The organism is Levilactobacillus spicheri DSM 15429 (assembly GCF_001435095.1).
Classification (GTDB): Bacteria; Bacillota; Bacilli; order Lactobacillales; family Lactobacillaceae; genus Levilactobacillus; species Levilactobacillus spicheri.
Map to the genome: position 1 here is coordinate 237,390 of NZ_AZFC01000015.1, position 18,629 is coordinate 256,018.

The following is an 18,629-nucleotide window of genomic DNA, read 5'->3' on the forward strand; positions in this document are numbered from 1 at the left end:
GCTTGGGGAGCGATGCGAGTAGCGAAGCGTCCAAGTTGGCAAGGACTCACACCAGACTGGTTAGCAAGTGGTTGACGACGGTCGTTGACCACTTTTTTGCTGTCGGTTATTTTGCGGAAGCAACGGGCGATGTGGCCCGCGATTGACGGCTGGTGAAATGGAACTTAGTAATGGGAAAGACACAATATTGATCCATTTTTCATTGCATTTTGAATTCCAGAATTAAAATTCTGTTCCTAGCCATTTTTGCGTATAATGTAGGCCATTCTTGTTGGAAATAACGAGCCTTAAATCTTTACTCGAAAATGAAAATTCCGTATACATAAGAATTTTATTGATTCCCTTTTTAAGTGTAAGATCAGTCTTCGAATTGACCTTGATTTGTTCATCCCAATAGATATTTGGTGCCTCTTTTTCTCCGCGATAAAGTGTAAACTTATTTGCTTTAATTTTTTGTTTAATGGGTGAAGTGATGGTCAAATAGCTCCAGAGACGATTGTGTTCGGCAAACTGTTTATAATGTAAAATGGTTATGGGTGTTTGGGCGATGTTGACCTGGTCGGTATGAGTGACGGTGTACTTTTTAATTGAATAGTTTTTAAACGTTTGCTGAACTTTCTGATGTTTATAAAAACTACTGCCCCCCATGGACGCAATTAATACTAAGGTCAGTAAAATCTTTAGTAACCAGTCTCGATTCATTTTAAATGCCGCCTTTCGATAGGCATCACTTTTGAATTCTCAAGTAAAGCCATATTATCCGCACAACTTGCTAATAGCTCTTGATTATGGCTGGATACTAAAATAGTAGTCCCCTTTTGCTTTTGCTTTGTAATTAGATGCAACAGATTCTTCCGACTTACTACATCAAGCGCACTATCAGGTTCATCCCAAATTAAAAGACGTGGTTCATTGATTAGGGACATTGCCAACAATAATTTTTGTTGCATACCCGTTGAGAATGATTTTACATGAGTGACATTGGCGGCGTCCAATTCAACGTCAGATAAAAGCTGTTCTAGGGCAGCCTTTTTAATGTTTCTTTTGTGTAAACGAGATACGGCCAGCATATTACCTAAAGCAGAGTGGTTTGGTAATGGTCCGTATTCTTTAAAGAAGAATCCGGTGTTTGGTGCAAAGGGTTCTTTCTTACTGAGTTCTGTCCCTAAAATTGTGATTGAGCCACTACTAGGTCTCATAAAACCCGTAATTAGTTTAAGAAGTGTTGTTTTACCAGATCCATTAGGTCCGGTGAGTCCCCAAACACTGCCTACTGGTATGGTTAAGTCAATAGGTTGAAGGATATGATAATTTTTAACATCTTTAGCGACGTTGTTCAAGATTACACTATTGATCATTTGTTTTTTTCTCCTTGAAATTTATTGTGGGGTATACATAGAAGAGTCGTCTGTTTACTAAAATCAATAAGCCCATTAGTAAGATGTTCCATGTAGCATCGCCAAATACAGTTGTTAAATCAGAACCGGCTTGTAAAGCATTGGAAAATATTCCGTGGTAAAAGAGAAGAGATACCCCTAAGTTTAAATGCAACCACTGATCAGCATAGAGCAGTATGGTAGCGGAGACGAAAGCAAATATTCGACCATAGTGAATGATGATTAGCAATAAAAGGGTTAGATAGACTAGTAGGTTGAGGCTGTATAGTCCGCCTAAAATAATTCCAAAATTAATGTTTTCTGGGTTAACACTTAATAGAGACTTTAGGTAAAAAATAGTGATTACCCAGGAAAAACCAATTGGAACAAAAAATTGAAAAATCTGCTGATAGTAGTACCAAATAATTTTACTGGTAGTTCGAAGTTTTATAAGGATTGTGTATGGATCAGGTCGATGAATAAATAAAGTGAATAGAAGTGTTAGGGTAGGGATTATCTTGTAAAAGTTAAAAGTTTCAGAAAAGAGTGTTCCCCAGAAAGTTTGAATGACGTCGACAGTACCATCCGGATTGATACCAGCGAATTTAACAAGTCCTACAAATAAAATAGAAAAAAACAAACTCAAAAATATTATTTTGATAGTTAAAGCTTTACGAGTTAGCAACATTATGTAACCTCCATGTTCCTAGTTTCCAAATGATAAGAATAGTAAAAAAGAAACTCAAAACCAGTAAATTAAATGGCGGCAAATAGTCTGGACTGTAGGCAATAATGACTGTGGTAGGATCAAAAAATGATTTGGGCCAAGTGGTTGCTAGTATGGCGCATAAAAGGCAAAGTACCGTGGAAGCGGTGGTGCTGATAAATCTTTTATTGGTAAATAGACCTACGAATATCGACAACATTGAGCATATTCCACCTAAGCAACCGGCCATAAGAATATAAATTATAATCAGCAAATAAGGGGTGCTATAGAAAAGAGTGTGGAAGAAGGTTAGACGTGGTAGGACGACCATTGTATTATTAATCCAGTCAGAAGTGATTGAAGGAAGAAACGTCCAGGTCGCCCACAAATCAATTAGCAGGGGAAGGGTCGCAATTAAGAACCCATCGAGGAAGGCTAAGGCAATTGACTTAAGCCAAAAGCGATTGATTCCTTGTTTAATAATGGCATATTTTATAAATACACTATTTATTTTTTCTATAACTAGTTGGTTAATTCCTAAGCAACAAGTAAATGGCAAAGCTAAATAGAAAATATATGGGTACTTAAGATGTTGACTAAATCCAATCCATTCAGTTATCGCCGTGTGATTGATTTCTTCGGTAGATAATCCTTGGGAGATAGGAATTACTACTAAAGTAATGTGTAAAACTATTGGAATGGTTGCCAAGGTAATGCCTAAGCATAATGGCAATTTAAATAGCTGTTTTTTAATTTTCATTTCTCCTCCAAAAAGGGATGAACAACTTGTCCATCCCCAGTTTCTAGTTTACTGCTGAACGTCGGGATGCCAATATCCCCATGCACTTCCGTCCCCGTGGGACCAAGCTAGAATAAATGCTTTCCGGTTATTACCATATCGTTCTACTAAGTAGTTCGTTAATTTATAACGTTTATTCCCGTAAATTTTGTATACTTTCGTCTCACCTTTTCTTTTACCAGAAACGCTGATGTTACCATTGTTCCCTGCTTCTTTGACGTTGGCGTAAGCCTCTGCACTGTACCAGGGACGAGTAACCGTATTAGACTTTAGATGATAGGCACTTCTTGTCGTCTTTTTAATAGCCCAGGATTGATCATAGGGATTGAAAGTTCGGAATTCGAAGTGAATACGTGTATCGTTCACACGACTTCCACTAGCCTTGGGTTCTTGATTGGCCCCTTTTTGAGTTTGAATTTCAAAATCATCTTCTGAAATACCAAGCTCACGTGCTGCTTCTGCATGCGATTGAGTGTTGGTATCTCCTACAGAGGCATGGGCGATGAGTGATGGAACATTTAGTGTACTAACCAGCGTTAAAACGAGTAAAGACTTTTTGAGGACTGAGGACATGATTGTTGTTCCCTTCTATGTGATGTAAGTAACTATATCAGAAATTCCTCAAAAGTTATCCTGTAAATCATAATAGTTGTTTACTAAATTAAATGAATTATTGGTTAATGTATACTTTTGAATCAAGATAAAGACTGTTGTACCAGTCCTGGTTTCCATTAGAATATCTACGAAGATGCCCGGATTTTTTAAAAATCGATAATCAGAATTAATCTAAATACGTGGAATTTTTTATTTTAGAGAGCAACATAATATTCGTAGAAAATAGGCTTGTAAAAACATAAGTAAGTTCTCCTAGGGGGCCTAGCTAAAAATCTGGTTGTACTTCAAGAACTATCGTTAGATTTCATTAGCTTAGTTGCTGCCGAATTGCTCATCTAAAGTATTTTCACGAAAAAGGATAAATACGAAAAGCTAGAGGTGATTGGTAAATGAACGACATCGGTATTAAATACCACGTTTCTAGGAATACCAAGCTTGCAATATCAGCTAGTTTTTACGCCAGCCGGTAGTGTAGCGGCGCAGCCATTTTACTAAGGTCGTTTTCTGGCCCTTAAGTTGCTTTGATCAGCGTTTAAGAATATTTCGGGTGGCATTAACATCACAATCATGGTGTCGACCACAGTGAGGATACGTCCATTTAACGAATCGCGAAGGGCTTAGGACCGCTGGCATAATCACAATCAGCACAGAGCTGTGACGCATATTGGGGGTTAATAGTCACCACCGTTTTGCCATACCAATCGGCTTTATATATGACTAGTTGTTTGAATTGCGACCAGCTAGCAGTGGCGATGTACTTAGCGAGACGATGATTTTTGAGCAGATTTTTGATCTGTAAGCCCTCTAGAATGATGATGTCGAAATCTTTGACCAACCAAGTCGTTAACCTATGCAGATAGTCATGGTGCTGCTGGCGAATCCGGGCATAAATTCTAGTTACGAGACGTTTCTGTTTCTGGTAATTCGAGTAGTCGCTTAACTCCCGTGGATTAGGTACTTTACGATGGTAATCCCAGGCAATCTTCGCTTGAACCAGTCGCCGGCGACGAGCAAGTTTACGTTGTTCACTAATAAGCTTCATTTCTAAGGATTTAGCCTGGAAAGTGGGAAATTTTTCTACAATTATCATTAACAACGACATCTCACCCCTCTACTAGCCTAATCTAAGCTTTGACATTAACATCGTATGTCATTCCCGTGATGGTTGCCCAATCGCCGTTAGAACAATCTACTGAGGATGTAAAAGTTCGGCAATTTACGTTTGAAGATTGAGTCCATTTGAAAACTCCAGTGTTGTTCCAGTTGTTTTTAGCAGATGTCCAAATCTGGTGATAATAATCACTTAGTAAAAAAACCGGGTTCAGCCATGGCCGAACCCGGTTGGGTTACTTCGCATTTTGGTGACGTAGGTCCCGTTGTCCCTGACGTTGTTCCATGCGCTGGAGGATGGCGGCGACCCCCACGCCTAAGACCAACATACCAATCCCTAACCAGGGCGTGTTGACCAGTTGGTCCTGGGCGACCGCCTGACCACCTAGCCCGGAACCCAAGATGATCCCGATGTTGAAGGCAGAGATGTTCAGTGCGGACGCTAAGGAGACCTCGTTGGGCGTGTAAGCCTCAGCCAACTGCACGATATACAGTTGCAGGCCGGGGACGTTCATGAAGGCGAACAGCCCCATGGCCACTACGGCGAGCAGCCCCCAGACGTGCAGGTTGACGGTCAGCCGGACCAGGAACAGCGCGACAGCCAGCCCCACGAACATTTTCATGATGGCGGGAAGGGGACGCCGGTTGGCGAAACGACCGCCCAGCGTGTTCCCAATCGCCACGGCGACCCCGTAGAAGACCAGGATGACCACGATAGCGCTGCTGGACCAACCCATGTGTTGGCTCAGGATGGGCGTCAGGTAGGTGTAGACCGGGAACGTCGCCCCGTACCCTAAGGCCGTGATGATCAGAATCAGCAGCAGTTGCGGCTGCTTCAAGATCCGCCAGATGCCTTTGATACTAGTCGGTTGGGGCAGCGGCAGGTCCTTTGGGACGAGGAGGGCGTTGGTGATCAGGCCAATCGTTCCCAGAATCAGTAAGAAGCCAAATGAGGCTCGCCAGCCCAGCGTTTCACCGATGAAGGTCCCCAACGGAACGCCGGTCACCGTGGCCAGCGTCAGGCCGGTAAACATCACGGCGATGGCGGAGGCCCGCTTCTGGGGAGCCACGACGTCCGCGGCGATCAGGGACGCGATGGCCATGAAGATGCCGTGGGCCACGGCGGCGATGACCCGGCCGGCTAGCAAGATGCCGAAGGTCGGGGCCAGGGCGGCCAAGAGGTTGCCGACCAGGAAGGTCACCATGATGGCGATCAGGAGCCGCTTACGGTTCCAGCGGTTGGTGATCAGGGCCAGGACCGGGGCGCCCACCGTGATACCGGCGGCGTAGATGGAGACCGTTGACCCGCCTTGGGCCAGGGAGATGCCAAAACTCTGGGTTAATAAGGGAAGTAATCCGACACTGATGAATTCGGTGGATCCGATGGCGAAGGCGCTGATGGCCAGGGAGAACAGAATCCAGTTTGATGAAATAGTCCGCTGCATAGGGCGTGACCTCCTTTGATGTTATCGATGTTTCACAGTATAGGGGCCCCCGCGCTCGAAGGGTAGACGGCACTTTAAAGTGGCCTAGGTACTTGGCGGTAAGCATCGCGGTGTCACGGGGCCTGCGGGGAAATTGAGGGGACGGCAGGTCGCGGGCACGGTGAACAAGTTAACCGGAAAACCCCTTCCAATTGTGAATTCTTTTAGACTTTAATGGTGAATCCCTGAAAATAGGATGAGAACCTGATAAAATAGGCTTACACAAAAACTGTAAAAGGGGGGTGGCCGGCTTGTACCACGGTTACCAAGCATTGCGCATACCAGATCGATAAGTCACTGAACTAAGAAAGGATGACCACCACTTATGGCAGAACAGCCAAACGCACCATTGAACGCAGAAACCACCGACCCTGGTCCCAGACAGCAGCCCCTGTGGCAGCAAACGACCGACCAGCTCAAGACGGACTACCACACCGACCTCGACCAAGGACTGAGCACCACCGAGGCCGAGCACCGGCAAGCCCAATACGGGGCCAACGAACTGACGGCCAAGCCGCAGTCGAACCTTCTGCGTTTCCTGAAGCAATTCAACAACAGCATCATCTACATCCTGGCCGCCGCGGCCATCATGACGTTCTTCATGCACCACTACTCCGACTCCATCGTTATTGGCCTGGTGATCATCGCCAACGCCTTTATCGGGTTCTTCCAGGAACGGTCGGCGGACAACGCTTTAGCGAAGATTAAGGCGCTGTTGGTGTCCGAAGCCGTCGTGATCCGCAACGGCCAGAAGATCTCCTTGCCATCGCGGGACCTGGTCCCCGGTGACGTGGTCCAACTGGAAGCCGGCGATACCGTGCCGGCCGACCTGCGCCTGGTCGAGGCCGATAACCTGAAGATTCAGGAATCCGCGCTGACCGGGGAAACCGATTCGGTCGATAAGATCGAGGAACCCATCACCGCGACCGAACTGCCGCTGGCCGAACGGGCCAACCAGGCCTTCGCCTCGACGGCCGTGACCAACGGCTCCGGCCGGGGAATCGTGACCGTGATCGGGACCCAGACCGAAATCGGGAGTATCCAGCAACACGTGGCCAAGGTCAAGGCCCAACCGACCCCATTAATGAAGAACCTGAACCAATTAGGTTTAGGCCTGTCGCTGGCGATCTTAGTCGTGGCCGCCCTCCTGTTTATCCTCGGGATGGTGACCCACGTGTACAGCCTGCCGACCCTGCTGATCGCCGTCATCACGATGGTCGTGGGCTCGATGCCGGAAGGGCTGCCCGCCAGTACCTCGGTCGTCTTGGCCATGGGGACCCAGCAATTGACGAAGCAAAACGTGATCGTGAAGACGCTGCCCGCCGTGGAAACGCTGGGGGCCGTCGACATCGTCAACACCGATAAGACCGGGACGTTGACCAAAAACGAAATGACCGTGACCGACATCCTGACCGCCGACCACACCTACACGGTGACCGGGGTGGGCTACGATGCCGCCGGCCAGATCATGGATGACCAGAACCAGACCGTCGACTGGCAACACGAGCCTGACCTCGAGTGGCTGGTCCAGATTGCCGGGCAGACCTCGGACGCCGAATTCCACCAGGAAGACGACCAGTGGGTCCTGACCGGTGAACCGACCGACGGGGCGCTGACCGCGCTCTACCATAAGATGGTCCACGCCGACCCGGCCCCCGCCGAGATCGACTCGCGGCCGTTCGATTCGGCCATCCGGTACTCCGCGCGGCTGGTCGACCACCGGGGCCAACGCTGGTTGTTGGTCAAGGGGGCGCCGCAAACGCTGATTGCCAAGATGCAAGCCAGTGGTGAGACCATCGACGCGGCCGCCTGGCAGGAACGGCTGTCGCAGCTGACCCGCCAAGGTAAACGGGTCGTGGCCCTGGGGTACCAGCCCGCGGCCAGTGACGCCGACGAGGTCGATGACATCGTCGTGGGTCAGAACTTCCACTTAGCCGGGATGGCCGGGATCATTGACCCGCCACGTCCCGGGGTGGCCGACGCCGTGAAGCAGCTGCGGTATGCCGGTATCAAGGTGAAGATGATCACCGGGGACGACCCGGAGACCGCCGCGGCGATTGCCGAACAACTGAACCTGGCCGAACGGGCCAAGGCGATTACCGGTCCCGAGCTGGCGCAGTTAAGCGACGACGAGTTGACCGCCAAAATCGATCAATACACCGTGTTCGCCCGGACCACGCCGGCCGATAAGCTCCGAATCGTCCAGGCCCAGCAGCGACGGGGGCACATCGTGTCGATGACCGGGGACGGCGTGAACGATGCGCCGGCCCTGAAGCAGGCCAACATCGGGGTGGCCATGGGGATTCGGGGAACCGACGTCGCCAAGGACTCCGCTGACATGGTCCTGGCCGACGACGACTTCACCTCGATCCTGGGGGCCGTTCGCGAAGGCCGGCACGTCTTCGACAACATCCGTAAGACTATCCGCTTCCTGCTCCCGACGAGTTTCGCCGAAGGACTGATCGTGGTGATGAGTATCCTGATGAGCCAGTCGTTGCCGCTGTTCCCGACCCAGTTGTTGTGGATCAACATGGTGTCGGCGTTGACGATTCAGTTTGCCTTCATCTTTGAACCGACCGAGGAGGGCATCATGCGCCGCGGACCGCGGGACGTGACCAAGGGGATTCTGTCGAAGTACGATGACTTCGAGATCGTCTACGTGTCACTGCTGATTTCCGGATTGGGGATGTTCGCCTACGACCTGCTGACCGGCCAAGGCCTCAACACCGTCATCGGTAGCACCATGACGCTGCAGGTCATTATCTTCGGGAAAGTCTTCTACCTGTTTAACCTGCAGAACGACCACCCGGTCCTGTCGAAGTACTTCTTCCGGAACAAGATGAGCTTCGTCATCGTGGCCATCCTGCTGGTCCTGCAAGCCGGGATCATCTACTGGCCGCCGATGCAAAGCGTCTTCCACACGACCAGCGCCAACTTCACCTACGGGTGGGGCGTGCCGATCCTGGCCGGGATCGTGGTCCTGGTCATCACCGAAATCGCCAAGGCGCTGCGGCACCGCTGGCGCAATGCGGTGGGGAACAAGGAACGCCGCGCGGCCGCCGAGACGTCGCAAGACTAATTTTTACCCATTACAATGAAGGAAGGACGTTGCCCGGTTGGGTGACGTCCTTTTGATTTGCCCGGCGCCCCTAGGCAGGTAGGCCAATCAATCCTATAATGAATAAGGCCATTGATGGCTAATGGGGAGTTTACAACGGAGGAGATTCGATGGAACAACAACGAACACCGGGATGGCGGCAGTTTGGCCTGACCGGTTGGTTTAGCGTGATTTTAGGTGTCGGGGCTTGGTGGGCGCGGCATCCGCGCCACACCGTGGACCTGTCGACGCGCTGGGGCGTGGGGAGGCTCGACCTGCGTGCCGTGCTCTTTGGGCTGGTCCTGGCCTACCTGCTGATGTGGGTGGTCTACCTGGTGGGCCAGCTGATCCTGCCGACCGACCACCAGCAACTGCTCCGGCAGGGGCTCTGGGGCCGACCCGCTCGGTGGGCGCGGGGCGTCATCGTAGTGGTGGCCCTGTTCCTGGGCGGTCTGAACACCTACACCCAGGCCTACCACCCGCTGCACTACGCGCAAAAGACGGTGACCCGTGACCTGCGCGCCCAAGACGCCGATCAATTGCGGCAGTTGAGCTGGTCGCCGGCGAGCTACCGGCGCCTGCGCCACGCCACGGCGGTGCGGCTGACCCGCGAGGATGCCGGGAGCAACCACTACCTGACTTACACGGGGCACCTGAACGATGCGCGGCACCACCGCGTGGTCGTGACGGTGGCCCGCCACCGGCTCGACCGCTTGGGGTTGGGGATGGTCTACTCGGTCAAAACGATTGAAGTGAATTGAGTGGCATAAAAAACGCCGGTCGCGATGACTGGCGTTTTTGTGGGTTATCGGGGTAAACTAACAACAGAGGTGAGTGACGATGCAAAACTTTTTCTTTGATTTTGACGGGACCCTGGCGGATACGCGCGAGGTGGCCGTGACGGCGACCCAAAAGGCCTACGCGGCCAAACACTTGACAGTGCCCGCGGCGGACGTGGTGGCCAGCTACATGGGCGTGCCCATCGAGGTCTCGTTTGCCAAGATGGCCGACCAGCCGCTGGACCAGGCGGCGCTCGAGGACCTGTTCACGGAATTTCGGCGGCAGTACGGCCTGGCCGACGACCGGATCAAGCTGTTCGCGGGGATGGGCCCGACGCTGCAGGCGCTCAAGGACCGGGGGGCGCGGCTGTTCGTGGTCTCCAGTAAACACTCCACGCCGTTGAAGCGTAATCTGAAGCAGATTGGCTTGGACCAGACGTTTGAGGCGCTGTGCGGGTCGGACATGGTGGCGCATTACAAGCCCGCTCCCGATGGCATCCTGAACCTGATCGACCGGTTCGACCTTGACCCCCGCGATGGGGTGATGATTGGGGACGCCATCTACGACATCCAGATGGGCCACAACGCCCACGTTGCCACGGCGGCGGCCATGTGGGGGGCCAGTGATCCGGCGGCCGTTAAAGCAGAACACCCCACTTATCTATTGGAGTCCCCAAAGGATTTATTGTCATTATAATGTAACCTATTTTAAGTTGTGCTGAAGCTTAATTGGCGTATACTGATTGTTAGCAATTATGTTTGACGCTAATTATTAGGAGAGTAATAATTAGGTGCCGATTGACTGAGCCACTTGAAAGGGAGTTACGAGTATTACACCAGATAAGACCACTGATATTGAAACTTGGACGGCCGCCGAGCTGACGAAGCTGGGCCGCGACGCCAGTAAATGGCATTTGTTTGCGACGTCGGCAGAACAAGACGTTTTTCTGTTCCGCAATCCGCAAAAAAATCTCCAGCTGACCGTCTACCAACGGCCGAATGGTGACCGGGAAGTCGGTCACGTCTGGGGCGATTAGTCTGACCACTGACCGGCCAGCTTCCTCGTGTGTGAGGGGCTGGTCGTTTTTTTATTGGCGCAGTGGAAGATGACGCTTGCGTCCGCTCAACTGGAGCGTGCATTTCGGGGCTTCGGAATCGGGCCCACCTCGACCGGCTTGCTCGCCGGCGTGAAGCGCTGGTTTCGTCAGACAAAAAGGCGCTCGGAATTGAAATTCCAGGCGCCCTTGAGGTATTTGAATGAAATGGGTTGTCGCTAAGTTACCTTATTGTACAGCCTTGCTGTTGTTGGTAGCGGTGGCCGTCTGCTTGTGTAAGTCGAGTTCGATCTCTTCGAGTGACTTCCCGCGGGTTTCCAAGAACTTGGTGTGAACCACCACGACGGAAACCGCACAGATGACGGCGTAGAACAGGAAGGCGTTGTCCAAGCCCCATGAGCTCAACATCATTGGGAACGTCAGGGAAACGACCATGTCGGCCAACCAGTTCGTGGCCGAGCAGAGGGAGGTCCCTAAGCCCCGGATGTTCAACGGGAAGACTTCCCCGATCAGAACCCAGGTAACGGGCGCCCAAGTGCAGGCGTAAAAGGCGATGTAGACGGTCAACGCGATGGCACTGACCATGGCCGCGGCTTGAGAGCCGTTGTCGAACTTCAGGATGGCGTACATAACCAGCAGGGACAGGACCATGCCGGACGCCCCGAAGATCAGCATCTTCTTCCGGTCGACCTTGTCCATCAAGAACATGGCTACGACCGTGACCAAGACGTTGACGACCCCGATCCCGATGTGGGCGAGTAAGGCCGCGATGACCCCCCAGCCGACGTCGGTGAAGATGGTTGGCGCGTAGAAGATGACACTGTTACTCCCGATGACTTGTTGGAAGATGGCCACGCCGAGCCCGGTGATCAAGGCTGGACGGACACCCTTACCGAAGAGTTCCTTCCAACCACCGGTCTTTTGTTGGGCGGTCTCTTGGATTTCGGATAAGGCCTTGTCGACGGCTTCGGTGTTGCCTTTGTTGGTGCTCATCAGCACGTCGCGGGCGTCTTGAAGCTTGCCGATCTTGACCAGGAACCGCGGGCTTTCGGGCAAGAAGATGGCCCCGAAGAACAGGATGGCCGCTGGTAAGGCTGCGAAACCAAGCATCCACCGCCAGCCGGTGTACATGTGGGCGAAGGAGTAGTTTAAGATGTAAGCTAACAGAATCCCAATCATGACCATCAGTTGGAACATGGTGGCGACGGCCCCGTGCATACTCTTCGGTGCCAGTTCGTGCAGGTAGGCCGGAATCAACGCAGAGGTGATCCCAACCCCGATCCCCAGGATGACCCGGGTGATCAGCAGGACCCAGAAGTCGGGCGCGAACCCAGAGGTGATGGCCCCGACGAAGAAGATCAGGGACGCCCAGATCAGGAGCTTACGCCGACCATACTTATCCAAGAACTTACTGGTGGCCAAGGCCCCGATAATCGCCCCGATTAAAACGGAACTGACGACCCAACCTTGTTGCCACGGCCCTAAATGAAGTTGCTTCTGGATAAAGAGGATCGCTCCGGAAACGGAGGCGATGTCGTACCCAAAGAGTAGTCCACCTAAAGCGCCAAACGTATAGATAAATCCGTTTGAAACTTTTTTCAACTTTGACACTCCTTAGAAAATATGAAATAAATAGCAGAAACCTGAAAAGATGAAATTAATCTGTAAACGCTTTAGTAATCGCTTACAAAAATAGTATAGGCATATTGTCCGGACAAATCAATCCCCATATTATTTATAAAATAAAAATTAGCAGAATTTCCACGAATTCATCGCTTAAATGTTGACGATGCGTCCGATTGAAATCCCTTGATAGAGCTGGGATTGCTAACGGATAAAGCGGGTGAGGTGGGGCTGATTGCGGTAATCGAAAAAATTTTAAAAATTTTTGGCGGTCAATTGCCCCTTGTGTAACCGGTACCAATAGGGGTAGAATACAACTGGTCTGATTTATCATTAGCTGTTTAGAAATTCATCCGAATAAAATTGGAATTTGAGAATGATTTGAAGAAGGTAGGTTTTCATGATGCACACCGCGTTGGTTGTTTTGTCCGGGATTGCGGATCTCGCGTTATTGGTTTTCATCTTTTTGTGGGGGTTCGACTATGCCCGACTGGATAAGAGCCAGGTGAAGCACAAACGGCACTACGGGTTGTGCACCTTCGCGTCGCTCGCCGCCACGATCGTCTTCATGTTGTTGTCTAACGCCGGAAAGTAACCTATTTGGATCACCGAATCGCCGCCAACGATAGCTCATTGGCGGCGATTTTTTGCATTACCTGGGGCAAGCCCCTTGGTGACCGGCACTAAGTGTATACTGGAGAGTAGCGAGTGGGATAATCGCTAATCGAAGGAGTTGGGGAAGATGTTTGGTAGTCGGAAGATTGACCGGCGGAACTTTCCGCGGTGGTGGCACGTTTTGAATCACATTGCCCAAGTGGCCCAGTGGGGGATGCTGTTGGGGATTGTTTGGTCGTTTTGGCGCCCGAGTGGTTGGGCAACGGACCTGTTAGGGGGGAGTACCCTTGTGGTGATCACTTGGTGGGGGTTCGTTGAATTGTTTGATCACCATTTGTACTATCGGTACGCGCGTCGACAGTATCGCCAGAATCAAAAGAGGTAAGCCATGCACTTAAAAACACGCATTGATCGCAGTGATTTTCCACGTTGGTGGCACGTCATGTCGCACCTGGCCGATGGGGCGCTGACCATCACCATTGTGGCGGGGCTGGTGACGCTTTGGCATGCCAACCTGTGGCTGAGTCTCTTAGAAGGAGTGAGTTTCCTGTTTATGATGGGGTGGCTCGTCGCGGTCGTTATCAGTGATTACCGGGCCCTTAAACGGGGAACCATCCATTATAAGTGACCTTTTTCAGGATTTCGCACCAAGTGGGTGGCCCTTACTCCCAGATACTCCTATACTAGTAGCTAAAGGGGGCGGAACAGTTGAATACTAAGAGTTCCGATTGCACCGAGATTTTAGTCGGTAAGGCCGCCAGTATGGACGGCTCCACGATTGTCGCACGTAACGAGGATGGTTACGGCCCAGTCAATCCAATTAAGTTCGTGGTTCACGCAGCCACGGATCAGCAGCACGCGTCATTTACATCCATTACCACGGGTGTGACCGTTCCATTACCCGATCACGCCTACCGGTACACCGGCACGCCCCAAGCCGACCAGAGCGATGGTCAGTACGAAGAAGCCGGCATCAACGAATTTAACGTGGGGATGAGCGCGACCGAGACCACGGCCACCAACGCCCGCGTCCTGGGCTACGACCCGCTCGTCGACGATGGTATCAACGAAGAAGCCATGGTCACGCTGGTCCTGCCGTACATCAAGTCCGCCAAGGAGGGGGCCCAACGCTTGGGTGCTCTGCTGGAAAAGTATGGGACGGGCGAAAGCAACAGTATCGCCTTTAATGATAAAAACGAAATCTGGTACCTGGAAACGGCCGGTGGTCACCACTGGGCCGCGATGCGGTTACCGGAAGACTGCTACGCCATCGCGCCGAACCAGACGCTGATGCAGGAGGTCGACGTCAACGACACCGACAACTTCCTGGTCGCCACCGACCTGGTGGACTTCGTGGCGCAGCACCACCTGAACCCCGAACCCGGTCACTTTAACTTCCGGGAGATCTTCGGGACCCACAGCGAAGCCGACGCCTACTACAACACGCCGCGGACCTGGTACGGGCAGAAGCTCTTTAACCCGGAAATTACCCAGGAACCGACCAGCCAAGACATGCCGTTTACGCGGCAACCGGCCAAGAAGATCGCCATCGAGGACGTGCAATTCTTCCTGTCGTCCCACTACAACGGCACCAAGTTTGACCCGTTCGGCACCTTCGCGTCCGGCACGGCCGACGAGCAGAAGAAGTACCGGCCCATCGCCATGGACCGGAACCAGTGCTCCTCGATCCTGCAGATTCGCAACGACGTCGACGACGACCACGCGGCCATCCAATGGGTCGCCATGGGCTTCTTTGCCTACAGCCCATATGTGCCGTTCTTTACCAACATCACTGACACGCCGGAGGACTACAAGAACACCACGACGACCGTCTCGACCGACAACGTTTACTGGTTGGAAAAGACCCTGTCCGTGATCATCGAACCGCACTTCCACGAGTACGTCGAAGCCGTCAACGCCTACCGGGAAGCGGCACAGTCCTACGCCCGTAGCCGGGTCGAGGCCACCGATAACGCCGTGAGTGACGCGACCGATGTGCCGGCCTTCCTGACCGCCAGCAACGCCACGACCGCCGGAGAAGTTTCCCGTCGGACCCACGCGCTGTTCGACGAGCTGGTCAAGCACGGGTTGAACCTGTCCAAGACCGCTTGGGAAAAGGGCCAGAACCTCTAAATTTAAATATGAAAAAAACATCGCCAACCCACAACCGTGTGAGCTGGCGATGTTTTGTGTCGAACGTCATGGTGGCCCTTAATTTGCTGAGCCAGTCAACTGGGGGCTCAGATGGCCGACTGACCGGGGTCGCCCGGTAGAATGTGGGGTAAGGATGCGGTCGGACGACCCATCCGGCATCAACGGAATTCGGGGGGCTACCCAGCGACTACCATCATGCTTGCGTCACCTTTGATCAACCGTTGAAACGGGCTTTCGCGCTGGCGAGGGCCTTTTTTTATACCCGCAGCTTGCCGGTGGCCAGGGCCTGGGGGTCGGCGCCCTCCAGCGTCAGCAGGGCGATCTTGCGGTCGAGGCCGCCCGCGTAGCCGGTCAACGAGCCATCGCTACCGACGACCCGGTGGCAGGGAATCACGATGGACAACGGATTGTGGCCGACGGCGCCCCCGACGGCACGGACGGCAGACGGTTGGCCCAACCGTTCGGCGATGGCCTGGTAGGTGATGGTCTGGCCGTACGGTACGCTGGCGATGACCCGCAGGACGCGCTGACGAAAGGTGGTCACCGCGGGGGCCAGGGGCAGGTCGTCGCTGGTGGGCTGCTGGCCCGCAAAGTAAGCGGTCAACCAGCGTTTGGCGGTGGTTAAAACGGGCGTGGCCTGGTCCGCGGCCTGGTTAAGGTCGTAACCGGCCCCGAAGTAGTGCTGGTCGGCGAACCAGAGTCCCCGCAAGGCCTGTTCGTCACTCAACAGGGTGATGGGACCTAGCGGCGATGGGGTAGTGGTGCGATAGAACATGGAAAGGACCTCCTAACAGTCGTGGTTGGAGCTAGCATACCACCGTTGGGACACTAGTTGGCGATAAGTTTATGAAGCAATAAAAAAACTCGGAACCGTTATCGTTCCGAGTTTCATGGTCCAATAGTTAAGGATTGATACCGTGTTTTAGTCATCTGAATAGAAACAATTTAGGTTCATTGATACCGATGGCGCTCACAGCAGCTAGTTGCCAGTCGGCTAATCATGAGCAGGTCAGGCCTTTCGTACTTGGCAATTGCAATGATGGCCAATTTGTCTCGTTAATGACGGAAGGCGGACGATGGTGAACGGAACAGAGGCGACTTGGTGGTCGGCGTGTGGCGGCGGTTTTCGCCTACCAGAATTGCTTTAGTCCGCCGACCGCTTGAGCCGTAACGTCATGGCGTTGATGGCGACGATGATGGTACTCAGCGACATCACGACGGCGCCGACCATCGGATCCAGCATGAAGCCGATGGGGGCCAAGACGCCGGCGGCCAGGGGGATGGCAATCAGGTTATACCCGGCCCCCCACCAGAGGTTCTCGGTCATCTTACGGTTCGTCGCCCGGGCGAGGTCCAGGAAGCGGATCACGTCGGCCGGGTCGCTGGCGACCAGGATGATGTCGGCGGACTCGATGGCCACGTCCGTCCCGGAACCGATGGCCATGCCGACGTCGGCGCGTGCCAGACTCGGCGCGTCGTTGACCCCGTCACCGATGAAAAGGACCTGCCCCTTCGCCTGGTACTGGTGGACCAAGCGCTCCTTGTCTTCCGGCAACAGGCGGGCCTCGACGTGTTCGATGCCAATTGCGTGGGCGACCTTGTCGGCGGTCTCCTGGTTATCCCCGGTGAGCATAACCGGCGTGATGCCCCGGCGTTTCAGGGCCGCGACCATCTGTTGCGCGTGCGGCTTGATCTGGTCACCCTGCGCGACCAGGCCCAAGACCCGTTCGCCGGCGACCAGGAAACTGATCGAGTTGCCCTCGGCGGCCAGCGTCTTGAACTGCGCCTGGTCGTAGGCGAGGTGGTGCTGATCTAGGTAGCTGACGGCGACGACTCCGTAGGTCGTGCCGTCAATCGTCCCGAATTGCCCCAGCCCGGTCTCCTGGTGGGTTTCCGTGGCGGCCGTGACCGTGAGTTTAGCGGCTTTGGCGGCGGTCAGAATTCCGGTGGCCAGGGGATGACTTGACCCGCTTTCCAGGTTCGCCATCAGCTGTAAGACGCTGGTCTCGCTGTACGCGGCGTCGAGGCTGAGCAGGTGGTTGACCTGGAAGTGGCCCTGGGTCAGGGTTCCGGTCTTATCCATTAAGGCGAATTTGAGCTGGTTGACCCGTTCCATGGCGTCCCGGTTCCGGATCAGCAACCCGTTTTGGGCGGCTAACGCGGTACTGCGGGCGACCACCAGCGGCACGGCCAGTCCCAGCGCGTGGGGGCAGGCGATGACGAAGACCGCCACGGCCACGGGCAAGGCCACGGCCAGGCTGGTGAGGTTCAACCAGACGATAAAGGCGAGAATCCCCACGAACAGGGCGGCGTAGAAGAGGTACCCGGCGACCCGGTTGGCTAGGTTCTCGGACTGCGACTTGGCCTGCTTGGCGTTTTGAATCAGGTCCATGACCTGGGCCAGGTAGCCGGAATCTCCCGTCCCGGTGACCTTCGCGGTGAAGGTCCCGGTGCCGTTGACCGAGCCGCCGATGACGGCATCGCCCACGGCCTTGGTGACGGCCTTCGATTCCCCGGTCACCAGCGACTCGTTGATGGCGGAGCGTCCGGTCAGGATGGTGGCGTCGGCCGGAATCTGTTCCCCGGCGCGCACGGCCACGGTCTGACCGACTTGCAGGTCACGCAAGGCGACGTCCTGGACGCTGCCGTCCGCGGCGATGACGTGGGCCGTTTGGGGCAGGAGCTTACTCAGCGAATCGACGGCGGACCCGGCGTTCATTACCGTGTTCATCTCGATCCAGTGCCCCAGCAGCATGATGTCAATCAGGGTGGCGAGCTCCCAGAAGAAGTCGGTCACGACCGGCGTCACGTGCAGGGCGTCGTTGGCGATGACCGCGTAGATGCTGTACACGTAGGCGACGCCGATGCCCATGGTGATCAGGGTCATCATCGCGGGTTTCTTCTGCGCGAGCTCGGCCTTGGCGCCGCTAAAGAACGGTGCCCCACCGTAGAAGAAGAGCACCGACCCGATGAGGGCCACGACCCAGTCGCTGCCGGGAAAGGTCAGCTGAAAGGGCAGGCGCATGCCCATCATGGGCGACAACAGAATAATCGGAATCGTTAAAATTAGGGAGACCCAGAACTTGCGCCGCAGGTTGCCCATGTGCATCATGTGGCCGCCGCCCATGTCCATGGAACCCATGTCGCCGTGGCCGTTCATCTGCATGTGGTCGTGCCCCATGGATGAGTGCGCCATCTGGGACATGTCCATCGATT

At 53.5% G+C, this 18,629-nt stretch carries 17 protein-coding genes; 7 read left to right on the forward strand and 10 right to left on the reverse strand.

Annotated elements, in window-relative coordinates; all coding sequences use genetic code 11:
- Nucleotides 1–222 precede the first annotated feature (222 nt).
- From FD37_RS04945 to FD37_RS04970, 7 genes are all read right to left on the reverse strand, one after another.
- Complete coding sequence (locus tag FD37_RS04945; RefSeq protein ID WP_045807579.1) at nucleotides 223–702, reverse strand: hypothetical protein; 480 nt, start codon at nucleotides 700–702, stop codon at nucleotides 223–225.
- Complete coding sequence (locus tag FD37_RS04950) at nucleotides 699–1,358, reverse strand: ATP-binding cassette domain-containing protein (protein ID WP_045807578.1); 660 nt, start codon at nucleotides 1,356–1,358, stop codon at nucleotides 699–701. Before FD37_RS04950 ends, FD37_RS04945 begins: the two co-directional genes overlap by 4 nt.
- Nucleotides 1,348–2,064 carry a hypothetical protein gene (locus tag FD37_RS04955; protein WP_045807577.1) on the reverse strand — a complete coding sequence of 239 codons (717 nt, stop codon included), beginning with the start codon at nucleotides 2,062–2,064 and terminating at the stop codon, nucleotides 1,348–1,350. Before FD37_RS04955 ends, FD37_RS04950 begins: the two co-directional genes overlap by 11 nt.
- Complete coding sequence (locus tag FD37_RS04960) at nucleotides 2,048–2,842, reverse strand: hypothetical protein (protein ID WP_045807576.1); 795 nt, start codon at nucleotides 2,840–2,842, stop codon at nucleotides 2,048–2,050. The genes FD37_RS04955 and FD37_RS04960 overlap by 17 nt, the downstream gene beginning before the upstream one ends.
- Nucleotides 2,843–2,890: 48 nt before the next feature.
- Entirely contained in the window at nucleotides 2,891–3,454 is a 564-nt protein-coding gene (locus tag FD37_RS12775) for a hypothetical protein (protein WP_147007681.1), read from the reverse strand.
- A gap of 640 nt (nucleotides 3,455–4,094) precedes the next feature.
- Nucleotides 4,095–4,586 carry an RNA-guided endonuclease TnpB family protein gene (locus FD37_RS04965; RefSeq protein ID WP_162256117.1) on the reverse strand — a complete coding sequence of 164 codons (492 nt, stop codon included), beginning with the start codon at nucleotides 4,584–4,586 and terminating at the stop codon, nucleotides 4,095–4,097.
- 256 nt (nucleotides 4,587–4,842) lie between these two features.
- Nucleotides 4,843–6,051: an MFS transporter gene (locus FD37_RS04970; RefSeq protein WP_056963890.1), complete on the reverse strand. Its 1,209-nt coding sequence runs from the start codon at nucleotides 6,049–6,051 to the stop codon at nucleotides 4,843–4,845.
- Between the two features lie 364 nt (nucleotides 6,052–6,415).
- On the opposite strand from FD37_RS04970, the gene FD37_RS04975 reads away from it, so the two are divergent.
- The 3 genes from FD37_RS04975 to FD37_RS04985 all read left to right on the forward strand — a co-directional run bounded on the left by FD37_RS04975 (nucleotide 6,416) and on the right by FD37_RS04985 (nucleotide 10,663).
- Nucleotides 6,416–9,169, forward strand: coding sequence for an HAD-IC family P-type ATPase (locus FD37_RS04975; protein WP_056963892.1), 2,754 nt, complete (start codon nucleotides 6,416–6,418; stop codon nucleotides 9,167–9,169).
- A 149-nt stretch (nucleotides 9,170–9,318) separates the two neighbouring features.
- A complete protein-coding gene (locus FD37_RS04980; protein WP_056963894.1) occupies nucleotides 9,319–9,948 on the forward strand; it encodes a hypothetical protein in 630 nt (209 codons plus the stop codon).
- A gap of 79 nt (nucleotides 9,949–10,027) precedes the next feature.
- Nucleotides 10,028–10,663: an HAD family hydrolase gene (locus tag FD37_RS04985; protein ID WP_045807572.1), complete on the forward strand. Its 636-nt coding sequence runs from the start codon at nucleotides 10,028–10,030 to the stop codon at nucleotides 10,661–10,663.
- 586 nt (nucleotides 10,664–11,249) lie between these two features.
- Here FD37_RS04985 and FD37_RS04990 read toward each other — a convergent pair.
- Nucleotides 11,250–12,623: a sugar porter family MFS transporter gene (locus tag FD37_RS04990; protein ID WP_056963896.1), complete on the reverse strand. Its 1,374-nt coding sequence runs from the start codon at nucleotides 12,621–12,623 to the stop codon at nucleotides 11,250–11,252.
- Nucleotides 12,624–13,044: 421 nt separating this feature from the next.
- Between FD37_RS04990 and FD37_RS04995 the strand changes: the two genes are divergently transcribed.
- From FD37_RS04995 to FD37_RS05010, 4 genes are all read left to right on the forward strand, one after another.
- On the forward strand, nucleotides 13,045–13,239 hold the full coding sequence (locus FD37_RS04995) for a hypothetical protein (RefSeq protein WP_225351238.1): 195 nt from the start codon (nucleotides 13,045–13,047) through the stop codon (nucleotides 13,237–13,239).
- A 147-nt stretch (nucleotides 13,240–13,386) separates the two neighbouring features.
- Nucleotides 13,387–13,644, forward strand: coding sequence for a hypothetical protein (locus FD37_RS05000; protein WP_056963899.1), 258 nt, complete (start codon nucleotides 13,387–13,389; stop codon nucleotides 13,642–13,644).
- Nucleotides 13,645–13,647: 3 nt separating this feature from the next.
- On the forward strand, nucleotides 13,648–13,887 hold the full coding sequence (locus FD37_RS05005; RefSeq protein ID WP_056963901.1) for a hypothetical protein: 240 nt from the start codon (nucleotides 13,648–13,650) through the stop codon (nucleotides 13,885–13,887).
- A gap of 80 nt (nucleotides 13,888–13,967) precedes the next feature.
- On the forward strand, nucleotides 13,968–15,392 hold the full coding sequence (locus FD37_RS05010; protein WP_082605127.1) for a C69 family dipeptidase: 1,425 nt from the start codon (nucleotides 13,968–13,970) through the stop codon (nucleotides 15,390–15,392).
- 277 nt (nucleotides 15,393–15,669) lie between these two features.
- On the opposite strand, the gene FD37_RS05015 is transcribed toward FD37_RS05010, so the two are convergent.
- Nucleotides 15,670–16,188: a methylated-DNA--[protein]-cysteine S-methyltransferase gene (locus FD37_RS05015; protein ID WP_056963903.1), complete on the reverse strand. Its 519-nt coding sequence runs from the start codon at nucleotides 16,186–16,188 to the stop codon at nucleotides 15,670–15,672.
- 369 nt (nucleotides 16,189–16,557) lie between these two features.
- Entirely contained in the window at nucleotides 16,558–18,618 is a 2,061-nt protein-coding gene (locus FD37_RS05020; protein WP_056964135.1) for a copper-translocating P-type ATPase, read from the reverse strand.
- Nucleotides 18,619–18,629 lie beyond the last annotated feature (11 nt).